This is a genomic window from Rhodanobacter thiooxydans LCS2, from assembly GCF_000264375.1.
Lineage (GTDB): Bacteria > Pseudomonadota > Gammaproteobacteria > Xanthomonadales > Rhodanobacteraceae > Rhodanobacter > Rhodanobacter thiooxydans.
In genome coordinates, this window is sequence record NZ_AJXW01000060.1 from 1 (window position 1) to 14,953 (window position 14,953).

Sequence of the window (14,953 nt, forward strand, 5' to 3'; positions counted from 1 at the left end):
CCCGCCACTGGCCGGAGCGTCTGGGTCGGGCGACCATGGGTTGAGCGTGCGCAGCCACAGCACGTCGGCGTTCTTCTCGAACGAGACGATGCGCGCCACGCCGGCCTCCAGGCAGCATGCCGCGAAGTAGCCCAGGCCGCCGCAGGTGTCCAGCACCACCTTGCCGCGCGGCTCGACCAGCGCCACCTTGCGGCGCGCGTCCACGACCGGCGATTCCTTCGCGGTAGGCAGCATCTTGATGCCGTCGATCTCGAAGGTGGGCGCGCCCCACTCGGTGGGCACCAGCTTGATCAGCGAGCCGGCATAGCGCGCTGCCGGCGCGAATTCCTCGCCGTCCCGGTAATAGATCGTGCGGTCCTTCAGCGTGGGCGGGTACGGGTAGCGCAGGCCCCGCCACTGCCAGTCTTCCGACTGCAGCGGCACGTTGTCGATGGAGACGCCCAGGTCCAGCGAACCGGTCCAGGCGTCCGCACCGGCATCGCGTGCGGCCAGCAGCGCCTCGGCGATCGGGCGGGTGAGCAGGGGGCCGGAGTAATGCGGCACGGCGGCAATTTCCTGATGCGGCGACAGCTTTCCGCAACGCGACTGAAGGGGGCCGCATCGTAACCCACTGGCGTGGCCGCGGCAGCGCGGCAGCAGCCGGAACATGGCGTTGTCCCGTGTCGTACGCGGACTTCGCCCCGGGCGAGGTCCGCGATGTGTTCGGCCGGCGTCAGCCCCGGGCAGAGGCCTTGCCAGCGGTAGCGGTCTGGGGATTGTCCTTGGAGCGGAATGCGCTGGCCTTGGCGCGAGTGCGGGACGGGGTGTTGCCCAGGACCTCGATGCGGCCGCCACGTTTCTTGAACGCAGCGATGTCGTCGGCGATGGTTTCGCTGGTCATGCCTCGGCCCAGGCTCTTGCCCTTGCCGGGGCCGAACAGGCGCGACGTAGTGTTGCGCTTGCTGGCGACCTGGATGGATTTGCGGGACATGGCTCCTCCTTTTCTGATGGCTCCGTGGCGGCCGGCGCACTGGTGCACACCGGCGGCTCGATGGGCGGGAAGGGTGTCGGGCACGAATGGCACTTACTTAGGCCCCGTTCGTCCCCGGATCAAGTCCGGGGCAGGCTCTGAGCGTAGGCCGAAGGCCGCACGCGGGGAGTGGCCATGGATGGCCACGGTCCTGAGGAGCGAGGAAGTCGAAGGACACGCCGGCGATGGGGGCGGCCCTCACCTGATGGCGCTTCGACTCCGCCAGCTGCGCGGGCTACGCTCAGCGAGAACGGGGCCCAAGTAAGTGCCATTCGTGTCGGGCACCTGTTGCCGCGATCGACGGCTTCTCTCTGCGGTGTGGCTGAAGCGCACAATGAAGCTCCCGGATACGGCCGAGGGGCAGCGGGGAGTCCGCACATCGTGCGCAAACAGCCATGAACACGATCATATATGGGGTGAAAATCGTCGAAACCAAGGATTCTCAAGTCGATGGCGGACGCCTTGGCGAAGCATGGTGCTGAGGCGTGGCCGGCGGCGTTGAGCCTGTCCCGCAGGGTGCCGGACGGGCATGCGGCTGACGATGCGGCCCCTCCTCCAGGCCAGCGCCGGAGGGGGGGCTTCAACGTCAATGCCGGTGCAGCGTGCCGGATTTCGGGCAGTGGCATTGCGCGGTGGGCCCGAATTCGATGCCGAAACTGCGGCCGTCGCGGTGGCGCTGCCAGTAGAACTCGGGAGCGGGGCGGCCCTTGCCGGCGACTTCGGCCATGTCGGCGTCGATGTCGAAGACGCGACCGTTGACCGCGACGTAGCGCGTGTCGACCGTGGCGCGGATGTTCTCCAGCGGGTTCGAGTTCAGCACGACGAAGTCGGCGCGCTTGCCCGGTTCGAGCGAGCCGAGCTGCCTGGAGAGACCCAGCATGTCGGCGCCGTCGTAGGTCGCCGCGCGCAGCGCCTCCCAGTTGCTGAAGCCGCTCTGCGCGAGCATCCAGATTTCCCAGTTCTCGGACAGGCCCTGCAACTGGCCGTGGCCACCGGTCTGGATCTTCACGCCGACGTCGCGCAGTTTCTTCGCGGCTGCGCCCACCGTCTTGTAGTAGTAGTCCCACTCCGGCGCGGTGTCGCGGCGGATCGCGCGCGCGTCGAGCGTCTCGCGCGGGAAGAAGCGGTTGAGCTTCTTGTCCTCCCACACGTTGTCGCGCGCGTACCAGTAATACTCGCCGGACAGGCCGCCGTAGTTCACCACCAGGGTCGGCGTGTTGCGCACGTCGGTCTGCTTCCACAGGTTGATCACGTCGGCATACAGCGGCGCGACCGGCAGGTTGTGCTCGATGCTGGTGGCGCCATCGAGGATCATCGGCAGGTTGTGGTTGAGCGTGGAGCCACCTTCCTCGACCACCAGCATGCCGAGCTCGCGCGCGGCCTGGTTGATCTGCTGGTGCTGCTCGCGGCGCGGCTGGTTGTAGCTCTTCACGCTGAACGCGCCGTTCGCCTGCATGCGGCGCAGGTGGGCGCGGGCGTCGTCCAGCGAGTTGACCACCGCCTTGAAGTCGCCGTCGGCGCCGTACAGGATGGTACCGGTGGAGAACACGCGGGGCCCGACCAGGTCACCGGACTTGAGCAGCTCGGCCTGCGAGAACACGGTCTCGGTGGTCGCCGACGGATCGTGCATGGTGGTGACGCCGAACGCGAGGTTCGCGTAGTAGGCCCAGTTCGCCTGCGGCACGACGCCGGTGAAGAAGTGGTTCGCGTGCGCATGCGCGTCGACGTAGCCCGGCGCGATGGTCTTGCCGCTGGCGTCGATGACCTTCGCATGGGCCGGGATCGCGACGTTCGCGCCGACCGCCTCGATCGTGTCGCCTTCGACGAGCAGCGTGCCGTCCTCGATCACCTCCTGCTCTCCGCCCTGTGCATTCTTCATCGTGATGATGCGCGCGTGGGTGAACGCGAACGTGTCGCCCGGGCGGTCCATCGGCACGCTCAGGCCGACGTCGACTCCCTTGTCGCTGCCGGGCTTGGGCAGCTGCTTCGGCGCGCCGGGCACGAACGCGAACGCGTCCTTGAGGTCGCGCGTGTGGTAGTCGCGACCGACCATCCAGTGCAGCGCGCTCGAATCGGCCGACCAGTGCAGGTACGAGCCGACATCCTTGCTGACCTGGGTCACCGGGATCGCCTTGGTGTCCTTCGACAGCTCGACCACGGCGCCGGTCTGCGGCAGCGGCGCGACGTAGGCGTTGAACAGTTCGGTGAACGCGACCCAGCGGCCGTCCGGGCTCAGGCTGACGGCATCGACGTACTTCAGATCGAACACGTCGCGCGGTTCCTCGCCGTTGATGCCCACGCTTTGCAACTTTTTCTTGAGGCCGTCGCCGGTGAGGAAATACACGCGCTGGCCATCGGCCGCGAACTGCGGATTGCCGCCGGATCTGGCAATGCGCTTAGCCATGACGCCGTTGGCAGGCATCAGGTAGATGCCGGCTTCGCCCGCATTGAGGTTGCCGGTGATCGAGCCGCCGGCGGTCTTGGCGTAGGCGATCTGGCTGCCGTCGCGCGACCAGGCCGGACCGTAATAGAAGCCGGGCTTGTTCGTCAGCGTGCGGGTTTGGCCGCTGGCGAGATCGCGCTCGACGATCGCTCCCTGTGCCGCGTCGGACCAGGTCGTGTACAGCAGCTTGCGGCCGTCCGGGCTGAACGCGGGCTGGTATTCGAACTGGTCGTCTTCGGCGACCAGCCGCTGCGGCGTGCCATTCGGCAGCGCCTTGGTCCACAGGTGGCCGACCGCGTGGAACACCAGCGTCCTGCCGTCGGGGCTGGTGGCGACATCGCGGATCATCTTCGGCGCGAAGCTGCCCTGGTCGAGTTTCTGTTCGAAGCGCAGCGGTTGCGCCACGGTCTGCTCGACGGTCGCGCTGAACGGGATCTGCGCCGGCGTGCCGTTGCCGGCGTCGACGCGCCACAGCTTGCCCTTGGCCCAGATCACCAGGTTCTTCGAATCGGGCGTCCACGCGAAGTTCGCGTAGGGGCCGAAGATCGCCCACGCTTCCTGCATGTCGTGCGACAGGCCGTCCCACAGCGGGCGCACGTCGCCGGTGTCGAGGTCGACCAGGTGCAGCACGCTCTTGTCGCGCACGCGCTTGACGAAAGCCAGCGATTTTCCGTCCGGCGACGGTTGCGGCCGCACCGCGCCACCGGGTGTCGCCACGATGGTCTCGGTCTCGCCGGTCCGCCGGTCGAGCCGCTTGATCGCGTAGATCACGTCGTGCGGGTTCTTGTTGTACTGGAAGTACGGGCCGGAGGTGACGTCCTCGGAGTAATAGACGTAGCGGCCATCCGGACTCACCGCGGGTTCGCCCAGGTCCTGCTGGTCGTTCTTCTGCTTGGTCAGTTGCAGGCCGCTGCCGCCGCTTTTGTGATACATCCACAGTTCGCCGGCGCCGAGCGAGCGTTCGCCGGTGAAATGCTTGCGGCCGATCAGGTACTGGCCGTCCGGCGTCCACGCCGGGTTGTTCATCAGGCGGAAATCCTCCTTGCTGACCGCTCTTGCGCCGCCGCCGTTTGCTGGCATGCGCCAGAGGTTGTTGCCGCCGCCGCGATCCGAGGTGAACGCGATCTCCTTGCCGTCCGGCGAGAACCGCGGCTGCACGTCCCAGGCCGGGCCCGAGGTGAGCCGCTTCGCGCTGCCGCCCTCGATCGGCATCAGGTACAGGTCGCCAAGCAGGGCGAACACGATGCTGCGGCCGTCCGGGCTGACGTCGAGGTCGATCCAGGTGCCTTCGTCGGTCGCGAACCAGACCGTCTTGGTCGGGCCGTGCGCGGCGTTGACGTCCCATTTGGACTTCTTGCCGTCCTCCTTGTCGACGGCGAACGCCATCGCGGGCGCGAGCGAGAGGGTGGCGAGAACCGCGAGGCGAAGCAGTGACATGGGAAACTCCGGAACGGTAATTCTGCGATGGTAGTGGAAGCGCGCTGGTCATGACCGGGTCGAAAGTCCCGTTCGCAGCGGCGCGGTGCCGGGGCAATCCGGTCGCCACGATCACCTCCACTCCCTTGCGTCCGCGCTATTCTTGCCGCACCTCTCACCGGGACCGTAGCGGAGGTGGCAGATGGCCGTTCTTGTGGGTTTTTCCGGCAGCCTGCGCAGGGGCTCGTTCAATGCCGCGCTGCTGCGCGCCGCGGCGGCGGCGGTGCCGGCCGGCAGCCGACTGCAGATCATGTCGATCGCCGCGTTTCCGCTATACAACGGCGACGACGAAGCCGCGCACGGCATTCCAGCCGAGGTCGCCGCGCTCAAGGAGGCGATCGCCGCGGCCGACGGCCTGCTGATCGCCACGCCCGAATACAACAACAGCATTCCCGGCGTGACCAAGAACGCGCTGGACTGGCTGACCCGGCCGGCGGCCGACATCCCGCGTGTTTTCGCCGGCAAGCCGGTGGCGCTGATCGGCGCCTCGCCCGGCGGCTTCGGTACCATCCTGTCGCAGAACGCCTGGCTGCCGGTGCTGCGCACGATCGGCGCGGAACTGTGGACCGGCGGCCGCCTGATGGTGTCGCGAGCGGGCAGCGTGTTCGATGCGGACGGCGCCATCGTCGACGCGCGCATCAACGACCAGCTGCGCAAGTTCATGGAAGGCTTCGGCGCGTTCGCGCAGGGTGGCTCGACGGGAAATCCGTGAAAGCCGCGGTTGATGGATGAAACGCAGGAGGTGATGCCTTGTCCGGTGCAAATGACACGGCCCGTGTGGGTCCGGCGCCACGGATCACCGGTCGCAGCAGTTCGCATTTCACCCGCCTGGTGCGCGTGTTCGAGCAGGAGCTGGGCGTGGCCTGCGAGTTCGCCCCGGTCTACGATCTGGCGTCGCTGGATGCGCGCGATTACGCGGGGAACCCCACGCTCAAGCTGCCGGTGCTCACAAAGGTTGGGGCAACGGTATTCGGTGCCGAGAACATCTGCCGCGTGCTGGCGGGATCCGCGCCAGAGCACCGGCGCATCGTCTGGCCCGATGACATGCGCGACCTGCAGGCGCGCAATGCGCAGGAACTCGTCTGGCATGCCATGCAGGCGCAGGTGCAGCTCGGCTTCGGCACGCAGATCGCGCAGCTACCGGCGGACAGCATCTATTTCGCCAAGGCCGCTGCAGGGTTGCGTAATGCCCTTGAGTGGCTCGACGAACGACTACCGCCGGTCATCGCCACCTTGCCGCCGCGCGACCTCAGCTTGCTGGAGGCATCGCTGTTCTGCCTGCTCGAGCATCAGGCCTTCCGCGCCACCGTTCCGCTTGCGCCCTATGGCCGCCTCATGGCTTTCGCGGATGAGTTTGGCAAGCGGGCGTCGGCGCGCAACACGCCGTACTGCTTCGATGTGCCGCCCGCTGGCTGACAGGCCAGTGCGGCGTATCCCTCTGGACGGCAGCTTCACGGAAATTTGCCGGCCCTGTCCGTTGGCTCGGGTTACAAGAAGCGCTTTGATGCGGGAGTGACGGCATGGTTCTCCACGAGTTCGTGTTGCCGATGCGCGCGCTGCAGTTCATGGCTGCAGCCTCGTGAGCTGCCGTTTCGACGCGATCATCGTCGGCGCCGGCCAGGCCGGGCCACCGCTGGCGGGCCGGCTGACCGGTGCCGGTCAGTCGGTCGCGCTGATCGAGCGCAAGCTGTTCGGCGGCACCTGCGTCAACACCGGCTGCATGCCGACCAAGACCCTGGTCGCCAGCGCACGCGCCGCGCACATGGCCCGGCGCGCGGCGGATTTCGGCGTGGTGCTGAAGGGCGAGGTGGGCGTCGACATGGCCAGGGTGAAGTCGCGCGCCGATACCGTCATCGCCAACGCGCGTGACAACGTGCGCAGCTGGCTGGAAGGCATGCGCGGCTGCACGGTGATCGAGGGCCATGCACGCTTCGAGGACGCGCAGACCTTGCGCGTCGGCGAGGAACGACTCACCGCGCCACGGATTTTCCTGGACGTCGGCGCCCGCGCGGCGGTACCGGACATGCCCGGCGTGCATGACATTCCCTACCTCACCAACACCTCGATCCTCGAGCTGGACCGCGTGCCGCCCTACCTGCTGATCGTCGGTGGCAGCTACATCGGGCTGGAGTACGCACAGATGTACCGCCGCTTCGGCGCGCGCGTCACCGTGGTGGAAAAGGGGCCGTACCTGATCGGGCGCGAGGACGAGGACGTCTCGACGGCCGTGCGCGGGATCCTGGAAGGCGAGGGCATCGACGTCCGTACCGGCGTCGCCGAGCTTGCGTTCGAGCGTGCGGGTGATGGAATTCGTGTAACCGCCGATGGCGAGCGGATCGACTGCAGTCACGTGCTGCTGGCGGTGGGGCGCACCCCCAACACCGACGACCTCGGCCTGGAGCAGGCCGGCGTGACGACGGACAAACGCGGCTATATCAGCGTCGACGACGACCTGCACACGAACGTGGCGGGCATCTGGGCGCTGGGCGATTGCAACGGTCGCGGCGCGTTCACGCACACGTCCTACAACGACTTCGAGATCGTCGCGGCGAACCTGCTCGACGGCGAGCACCGTCGCCTCAGCGAACGCGTCAGCGGCTATGCGTTGTACATCGACCCGCCGCTGGGACGTGTCGGCATCGGCGAGGCGGCGGCGCGCAAGCGCGGCCGCCGGTTCCTGGTCGGCAAGCGGCCGATGGGTCGGGTCGGGCGCGCGGTGGAGAGGGACGAGACGCTAGGTTTCATGAAGATCATCATCGACTCCGAAACGAAGGCGATCCTCGGCGCCGCGATCCTCGGCATCGAAGGCGACGAGGCGATCCACGGCATCATCGACATGATGACCGTGGGCGCCACCGCCACGCAGCTGCAGCGCACGGTGCCGATCCATCCGAACGTGTCCGAACTGATCCCCACGCTGATCGCGGAAGCACGCGCGCCGGGCAGTTAGGGCAGATCGTGGCGTCGCATGACCGCCTGTCGCATTCAGGCGTGTTCGCGCCGCGCGTGTTCCACGGTTTCGCCGGCATCCGCGATCGCGCCGCATTCGACCGCATGCTGCAGCCGCTGCACCTCTTCGAGGATGCCCATGAAGCGGCGGCCGAATGGCGTCAGGCGGTACTCCACCTCGACCGGCGGTTTCTCGCCATGCACGGTGCGATGCATGATGCCGAAGCGGGTCATCTTGCGCAGGCGCTCGTTCATCACCTTGGCCGAGAGCCCCGTGCACGCACGCAGCAGCGCGCTGGGGCGGTGGTTGCCTTCCGCGCAGAGCTGCAGCAGCCGGACCGACCATTTGCAGCCGACGATGCTCTCGACCATCGAGGCGACGGGAATGGAAGTGGCGTCCGCCGTGTCCGGACGCCTGCTGCTCGCGGGTTCGTGCTCGCCCATGTCGTAACCACCTTACCGAAAAGTGCCTTCCTGACGCGCGCGGGTGCCGTCGCTAGAGTCCGTGGCCACGGGGCGCACGCCCGCGCCCCGAACTTGGCGAAACGAGAGGAACCAGGCCATGCAGGAAAACCACGCCATTCCCGGATACACCTTCGGCACCAGTGCGATCGCGCGTTCTCCAGTGACGCCCGGCGACTTCGAACTGATGAAGAAGAGCATCCTGTTCGGTGACGAGGACGTCAAGTACCTGCGCCTTTCGCGCGGCATCGTGGAAGACCAGGTCGAGGCGATCCTCGACGTCTGGTACGGCTTCGTCGGTTCGCAGCCGCACCTGCTGGCGTCCTTCACCGGCAGCAGCGACGGCAAGCCGCTGGGCGATTACCTCGGCGCCGTGCGCAAGCGCTTCGGTAGGTGGATCCTCGACACCGCCGATGCCGAATACGACCAGACGTGGCTCGACTACCAGCACGAGATCGGCCTGCGCCACCACCGCGCGAAGAAGAACCGCACCGACGGCGCTGCCTCCACCGCCATCGTGCCGTTCCGCGACCTGTTTGCGCTGATCTATCCGGTGACCTTCACGCTCAAGCCGTTCCTGGGCAGCAAAGGGCACGCCGCCGACGAGGTGGAGAAGATGTACGCTGCGTGGCTGAAGTCGTGCCTGTTGCAGATGACGTTGTGGACCTACCCGTACGTCAAGGATGGAGATTTCTGATGAAGCCCGAAGCGGCCCCCGAGTGGCGCACCAGCGCCTGGCTGAACACGCCCGAGCCATTGAGCCTCGGCCATTTCCGCGGGCGGGTGGTGCTGCTGCATGCCTTCCAGATGCTGTGCCCCGGCTGCGTGGCGCACGGCATCCCGCAGGCGCAGCGGGTGGCGAAGCTGTTCGAGGGCGTGCCGCTGGCGGTGGTCGGCCTGCACACGGTGTTCGAGCATCACGCGGCGATGGGGCCGGAGTCGCTGCGCGCGTTCCTGTACGAATACCGTGTGACGTTTCCCGTGGGTATCGATGCGCCCGGCCCGGACGGCGACCCGATTCCATGCACCATGCGCGCCTACGCCATGCAGGGCACGCCGACCGCGATCCTGATCGACGCGCAGGGGCGGCTGCGCCGCCAGGTGTTCGGCGTGTACGACGACCTGCTGCTCGGTGCGGAGATCGGCACGCTGCTGGCCGAGGCGGGGCAGCAGCGCCTCGACACCACGCCCGAAGCGCCAACGGCGGAACGTTGCGCCGATGGTCGCTGTGAGGTGGATGCCGCGGCGGTGGAGCGGCACCCGCTTTCGTAGCAGTGCGCAGGCGGCAGGTGTCGATCCGGCCCATGCCCCGGCGCTTCCATGCAGGTGCATGGCGAGTGGGAGATCGATGCGAAGTGCGCCCGCTGGATGAGGATTGCGGTCCGCCACAGCCTTGAGTCCTGGCGGCGAGGGCTTCGCGCCTGTGCTGCGGGCGGATCAGTAGTCGAGCTTCGGGTACCAGTCCGTGCCGCGGCCTTCCGGCGTGCAGTCCAGGATGGTCCACAGCGGCATCAGGTCCGGCGCGCCGCGCGGGTCCTGGCCGGGGTCGGCGCTCTCGAAGCCCATCTCGCCGCTCCAGAAGTGGCGGATGGTGCCGTCGCGGCGGGTGAACACGTTGAGGGCGGGCTGGTCGCCGCCGTCCGCGTCGACGGCGAAGTAGTCGCGGCTATAGGCGCCATCGGTATCCGAGTACAGCTGGAGATCGTGCCAGCCGCGTTCGTTCTTGAACGCGACCAGGCGCTCTATCGGCGAGCGCGCCACCACGGCCAGCGCCACGCGCTGGCCCACATCGCGCGCCTCGCCGTCCCATGCGCTCAGCAGCGAGGTGCACATCGGGCAGGGCCGCGCGCGCTGCGGGCCGAACATGTAGCTGTAGACGACGAGAGTCTGCCTGTCGCCGAACAGACCGGCGAGGTCGATCGGTCCGTGTTCGCCCCGGAAGTGGTAGTCGCCAGTTACCTCGCCGCCGGACGGCAGTGCGCGGCGCAGGTCGGCGACACGCTCGATGTGCCGGCGCAGCTCGATCTCCTCGGCCAGCAACGCGGCACGCGCGCGGCGGTAGCCGTCGCTTTCGTTGGGGAAGCGCAGGGGGTTGCGCGCAGCCAGCTCGGCGGCGGGTACGAGGGTGGGGGCAGGGCTCATCGCGGTTCTCCTGGGCTCGGGACTGTCTGGATGACGAACAGGCGCCGGCGAAATCGACATCGCGCGATGGCGCTGCTGACACGATGCTGTCAGCAGCGCCACGCCAGAGTGCGCGCACCTTCCGTCATTGAGTTCGCCATGTCGTCCACCGGTCTCACCCTGTACGCCAGCCGCGCCGCTTTCGGTCTGCCGGACACCAGCCCGTTCGTGCTCAAGACGGAGGTGCAGCTGAAGATGGCCGGCGTGGCCTATGAGCGCGCCTCCGCGATCCCGCCACAGGCGCCCAACGGCAAGCTGCCTTTCATCGACGACCATGGCGAGGTGGTGAGCGACTCCACCTTCATTCGTGCGCATGTCGAGCGCAAGTACGGCGTGGACCTGGATGCCGGGCTGGATGCGCAGCAGCGCGCACAGGCCTGGGCGATCGAGCGCCTGCTGGAGGATCACCTCTACTTCGCGATGCTCTGGTTCCGCTGGATCGACCCGGACAACTTCGCCAGAGGGCCGGCGCACTTCGCCGACGCCGCGCCGGAAACCGAACGCGCGGCGCTACGCCAGCAGATGCAGGCGCGCAAAGTTGCCGAGCTGCATGCGCAGGGACTGGGCCGGCATGCGCCGGGGCGGATCGCCGAACTGGGCACGCGCTCGATCGGCGCGCTGGCGCTGCTGCTCGGCGACCGGCCCTTCCTGATGGGCAACGAACCCAGCGCCGTGGACGCCCCCGCCTTCGGCATGCTCGCCTGCATCGTCACGCCGTTCTTCGACACGCCGCTACGCCGCGCGGTGGAGGCGCAGCCGAACCTGGTGGCCCATGTCAGGCGGATGATGCAGCACTTCTATCCCGGACACGCCTGGGCTTGAGCGTATCCTGCACGGCGCCGTTCAACCCGGCGCGGGCCGGTTCCTGCGCACCCTCCGCGCCACCGGCACCAGCGCGAGCAACGCCACGATCGCGAAGCCAGCGCCGGCGAGGAAGGTGGCGTGCGAGCCGAACGCGTCCCACAACTCGCCGGCCACCACGCTGGCCGCCAGCAGTGCCAGCCCGCTCACCAGGTTGAACATGCCATACGCGGTGCCGCGCAGGTCGGCCGGTGCGGTGTCGGCGACCATGGCGGCCAGCAGGCCCTGGGTCATGCCCATGTGCAAACCCCACAGCACCACGCCCAGCGCCAGCCCGGCCAACCCGCCGACGAGGGCCAGCGCCAGGTCCGCCAGCACCAGGATCAACACGCCCAGTCCGAGCAGCGTGCCGCGGTCGAAGCGGTCGGCCAGCACGCCGGCCGGGTAGGACGACAGCGCATACGCCACATTCATCACCACCAGCACCAGCGGGATCAGCACCAGTCCCAGCCCCAGTTCCTGCGCTCGCAGCACCAGGAAGGCCTCGCTGAAACGGGCCAGGGTGAACACGGCGGCGATCGCCACCACGCCCCAGTACAGCGGCGGCAGCCGGGCCAGTTCGGTGCGCGACAACGGCGAGCGCACCCGCTTGCCTTCGCCGCTGTCCGCCACGTCGTGCACGCCGAACACCACCAGTGCGAACGCGGCGAAGCCCGGCAGCACCGCGAACCAGAACACCAGCCGGATGTTGTCCGCCGCCAGCCACATCAGCGCGATCGCCAGCGCCGGGCCGAGGAACGCACCGACCGTATCGAGCGACTGGCGCAGGCCGAACGAGGCGCCACGCAGTTCGGCCGGCGCCAGGTCGGCGATCAGCGCATCGCGCGGCGCGCCGCGGATGCCCTTGCCGATGCGGTCCACGAAGCGTGCGGTGACCACCCAGCCGAGCGTGCTAGCCAGCGGAAAGATCGGCTTGGTGAACGCGGCCAGGCCGTAGCCGATCGCCACCAGCAGTTTGCGCCGGCCCAGCCAGTCCGACAGCACGCCGGAGAACACCTTGGTGATCGCCGCGGTGGCTTCGGCGATGCCCTCGATGAAGCCGACCGCGAGCGCCGAGGCGCCGAGCACGCTGACCAGGTACACCGGCAACAGCGCGTGGATCATCTCCGAGGAGGTGTCCATCAGCAGCGAGACCATGCCGAGCGCCCAGATACCGGGCGGGATCCGGCGCAGCACGGAAGGCGTTTTTGCCGTGGCGCTGCCGGATGTTTCCGTGGACTGGTTCATGGCGTGCTTTCCGGGGTGTCGTGAGGCGAATGCGGCTGCTGAGGGAGGGCGCCATTCCCGCAAAAGCGGGAATCCAGTGTCTTTAGCTTTCAAAGGCTGGAAATACAGGATCCCCGCTTCAGCGAGGATGACGATGGTTGTTCAGACCTTTCTCAGCGGCCAGGCAGGGTGTAGGCGAGATCGTAGCTGTGCTTGCCGTCGACGATGGTGATCGTCATCGCGCCGTCCAACCCGGCCAGTTCGCCGGTGCCGGACTCGGGCACTACCGTGACGATCCATTCCCGCGGCGTGCCGCCGACCATCAGCGCGCGGTGCACCTGCACCGAGCTGCCGCTGCGACCAAGCAGCTTGCCGCTGACTTTCCCTAGCGCCACGTAGGCGCCCGAGGTGGTGCCGTCGCCCGCTGCCAGCATCTCGCCCTGGCTGGTGGCGTCGAGGTCGCCATGGAACTGTTTGTCCAGCGACAGTCGCGCGAGGCCGGAGACCCGGGCCTGTGGGTTGTCGCGGTTTTGCAGGGGAGATGCTGACGTCGAAATGGCCGGTGGCATGCATGGCGGTGGGCTCCGGGAGGGCGGCGCAGGCGCGTCGGGGGGCGTCCGCAGCGAGGATGAACTCGGCAGGTATAGGCAAGCGTGGAACTGCGGTTTTCGTGGAAAACTCCTGCGCGGTTTCAGGGCGCTGGCGGGGTGTCAGCCCGCGAAGTACGCGCTTAGGGGGCGGGCGCATTGAGGCTGGCGCGGCGTGGTATCGGCCGGGGTGCCGGCGTCCTGCCGTGCTACCTTGCAAGGCGTGTCGGCCCGAAGGCCCCGCGTGCGCATGATGGAAGCGGCACGTCGGCCCTGGCTTTCGGTCTGCATACGGGAACGGGCATGCACTTCGACCTTTTTACGCTTGGCGTCATCGGCGCGGCCATCGGCATCGCCATCTCGATAAGTTTCACCCTGCTCGGTCTGGTGCTGCGTGGTCTGCCGGCGCTGCGCATCTGGGCCACCGCGTTCTGGGTCATAACCGCCGCTGCGCTCCTCCAGGGCCTGAACGAAAACGGCAGCCTGCTCTCCACGGTCGTCGGCGGCGGCCTGATCGCACTGGCCAATGCGCTGATGCTGATGGGCATCGCCATCCACCTGTGCTACCCGCTGCGCTGGCGCCGGCCGCTGGCGGTGGTGGGCCTGTTCGTCGCCTGCCAGGTCTACGTCTACCTGTTGCCGCCGACGCAGACGGTCTCGGCGCTGATGTTCGGCGGCTACAGCGTGGTCTGGGACGTGTGGATGGTCTGGGTGCTGCTGTGGCGCTCGCCGCGGGACATGCGCAACACCTGCAGCTTCACCGCGCTGATCTTCATCATCGACGCGCTGTTCTACCTGCTGCGTTCGGTGGTGGTGCTGTTTCCCGATCTGTTCGCACACACGCGGCTCGACGAACTGCTCACCACCTGGAACTACCTGTTCGGCATCCTGTCCTCGTTCCTGCTGAGCACCGGGTTCACCCTGATGCTGGCCGAGCGGCTGACCCTGGACCTGCGCCGGCTGGCGCGCACCGATGGACTCACCGGCCTGCTCAATCGCAACGCGCTGATCGAGGCGGGCGCCCGCCTGGTGCAGGCCTGCCGCGCACGCGGTCAGGCCTGCAGCGTGCTGATGTTCGACCTGGACCACTTCAAGTCGATCAACGACAACTGGGGCCACGCGGCGGGCGACGCGGTGCTCAACCATTTCGTCGGGGTGATCCGTGGCATGGGGCTGGCCCGCGAGGCCCTGTTCGCGCGTTACGGTGGCGAGGAGTTCATGCTGGTGCTGCCTGTCGTCGAGCCCGCGGCTGCCGGCACACTCGCCGAGCGCATGCGGGCCGCCGTGGCGGCGGAACCGGCAGTGTTCGATGGCCGCAGCATCGACATCACTACCAGCGTGGGCGGGGCCACGGCCGTCGACGCGGACTTTGAGCAACTGGTCAATGCCGCCGATGTCGCGCTGTACCGGGCCAAGCACCAGGGTCGCAATCAGGTGGCGTGGAATCCGGGGGCGTAAAGAGAGCCGGGGATGGAGGGTCGGCCTTCTGTCCCGGGAATGCAAACCTGCCTCCTTGTCCCCCGATGCGCCTGCACCCGATCCGGCAGCCACGGCATTTTCGCACCCGGTTACACCCGCACTTTTGCCTGTGTAACTCATACACCCTCAAAAGGGTCGGATAACGTCGCTACCTGTACCCGTATCGATGCCGGTGCTGTCGCGCAAGAGCCTGATCTGCCGCATGAATTGTCGGCTTGTGCGGTCAGGGGCGGGAGCCGCATACTTGGTGTAACACCCCACTATTGGGGTTTACTAAGCGTTAGGGAAACTCTGAACAAG

At 67.7% G+C, this 14,953-nt stretch carries 13 protein-coding genes and 1 pseudogene; 7 read left to right on the top strand and 7 right to left on the bottom strand.

The genetic code is table 11. From position 1 onward, the window contains the following. The 3 genes and pseudogenes from UUA_RS12480 to UUA_RS12490 form a co-directional block, all read right to left on the bottom strand. Window positions 1-648 (bottom strand): annotated as a pseudogene (locus UUA_RS12480) (SAM-dependent methyltransferase); the annotation flags it as partial. Window positions 649-712: 64 nt separating this feature from the next. Continuing rightward, window positions 713-970 carry a hypothetical protein gene (locus UUA_RS12485; protein ID WP_008437417.1) on the bottom strand — a complete coding sequence of 86 codons (258 nt, stop codon included), beginning with the start codon at window positions 968-970 and terminating at the stop codon, window positions 713-715. A gap of 625 nt (window positions 971-1,595) precedes the next feature. Beyond that, window positions 1,596-4,889 (bottom strand): amidohydrolase family protein, encoded by a 3,294-nt coding sequence (locus UUA_RS12490; RefSeq protein ID WP_008437419.1) that lies wholly within the window; start codon window positions 4,887-4,889, stop codon window positions 1,596-1,598. A gap of 181 nt (window positions 4,890-5,070) precedes the next feature. Between UUA_RS12490 and UUA_RS12495 the strand changes: the two genes are divergently transcribed. The 3 genes from UUA_RS12495 to UUA_RS12505 all read left to right on the top strand — a co-directional run bounded on the left by UUA_RS12495 (window position 5,071) and on the right by UUA_RS12505 (window position 7,878). Further along, window positions 5,071-5,640 (top strand): NADPH-dependent FMN reductase, encoded by a 570-nt coding sequence (locus UUA_RS12495; protein ID WP_008437422.1) that lies wholly within the window; start codon window positions 5,071-5,073, stop codon window positions 5,638-5,640. Window positions 5,641-5,678: 38 nt separating this feature from the next. Then, window positions 5,679-6,344, top strand: a complete 666-nt coding sequence (locus UUA_RS12500; protein ID WP_153022810.1) for a glutathione S-transferase N-terminal domain-containing protein — start codon at window positions 5,679-5,681, stop codon at window positions 6,342-6,344. 163 nt (window positions 6,345-6,507) lie between these two features. Beyond that, window positions 6,508-7,878 (top strand): FAD-containing oxidoreductase, encoded by a 1,371-nt coding sequence (locus UUA_RS12505; RefSeq protein ID WP_008437427.1) that lies wholly within the window; start codon window positions 6,508-6,510, stop codon window positions 7,876-7,878. Window positions 7,879-7,913: 35 nt separating this feature from the next. Here the strand turns inward: UUA_RS12505 and UUA_RS12510 are convergent, their stop codons facing one another. Then, window positions 7,914-8,321 (bottom strand): winged helix-turn-helix transcriptional regulator, encoded by a 408-nt coding sequence (locus tag UUA_RS12510; RefSeq protein ID WP_008437428.1) that lies wholly within the window; start codon window positions 8,319-8,321, stop codon window positions 7,914-7,916. 118 nt (window positions 8,322-8,439) lie between these two features. On the opposite strand from UUA_RS12510, the gene UUA_RS12515 reads away from it, so the two are divergent. Continuing rightward, window positions 8,440-9,036 carry a protoglobin domain-containing protein gene (locus UUA_RS12515; RefSeq protein ID WP_008437434.1) on the top strand — a complete coding sequence of 199 codons (597 nt, stop codon included), beginning with the start codon at window positions 8,440-8,442 and terminating at the stop codon, window positions 9,034-9,036. Then, window positions 9,036-9,611 carry a thioredoxin domain-containing protein gene (locus UUA_RS12520; protein ID WP_008437436.1) on the top strand — a complete coding sequence of 192 codons (576 nt, stop codon included), beginning with the start codon at window positions 9,036-9,038 and terminating at the stop codon, window positions 9,609-9,611. The genes UUA_RS12515 and UUA_RS12520 overlap by 1 nt, the downstream gene beginning before the upstream one ends. Window positions 9,612-9,776: 165 nt before the next feature. On the opposite strand, the gene UUA_RS12525 is transcribed toward UUA_RS12520, so the two are convergent. Next, window positions 9,777-10,481 carry a DUF899 family protein gene (locus UUA_RS12525; protein WP_008437438.1) on the bottom strand — a complete coding sequence of 235 codons (705 nt, stop codon included), beginning with the start codon at window positions 10,479-10,481 and terminating at the stop codon, window positions 9,777-9,779. A 138-nt stretch (window positions 10,482-10,619) separates the two neighbouring features. On the opposite strand from UUA_RS12525, the gene UUA_RS12530 reads away from it, so the two are divergent. Beyond that, on the top strand, window positions 10,620-11,342 hold the full coding sequence (locus UUA_RS12530; protein ID WP_008437440.1) for a glutathione S-transferase family protein: 723 nt from the start codon (window positions 10,620-10,622) through the stop codon (window positions 11,340-11,342). A 21-nt stretch (window positions 11,343-11,363) separates the two neighbouring features. Here the strand turns inward: UUA_RS12530 and UUA_RS12535 are convergent, their stop codons facing one another. Beyond that, entirely contained in the window at window positions 11,364-12,608 is a 1,245-nt protein-coding gene (locus UUA_RS12535) for an MFS transporter (RefSeq protein WP_008437441.1), read from the bottom strand. 152 nt (window positions 12,609-12,760) lie between these two features. Then, the gene (locus UUA_RS12540) at window positions 12,761-13,156 is read right to left on the bottom strand and encodes a DUF3224 domain-containing protein (RefSeq protein WP_008437442.1); all 396 of its coding nucleotides are present in this window, start codon (window positions 13,154-13,156) and stop codon (window positions 12,761-12,763) included. A 321-nt stretch (window positions 13,157-13,477) separates the two neighbouring features. Between UUA_RS12540 and UUA_RS12545 the strand changes: the two genes are divergently transcribed. Beyond that, window positions 13,478-14,632: a GGDEF domain-containing protein gene (locus UUA_RS12545; RefSeq protein WP_008437444.1), complete on the top strand. Its 1,155-nt coding sequence runs from the start codon at window positions 13,478-13,480 to the stop codon at window positions 14,630-14,632. The last annotated feature ends 321 nt before the right edge of the window (window positions 14,633-14,953 follow it).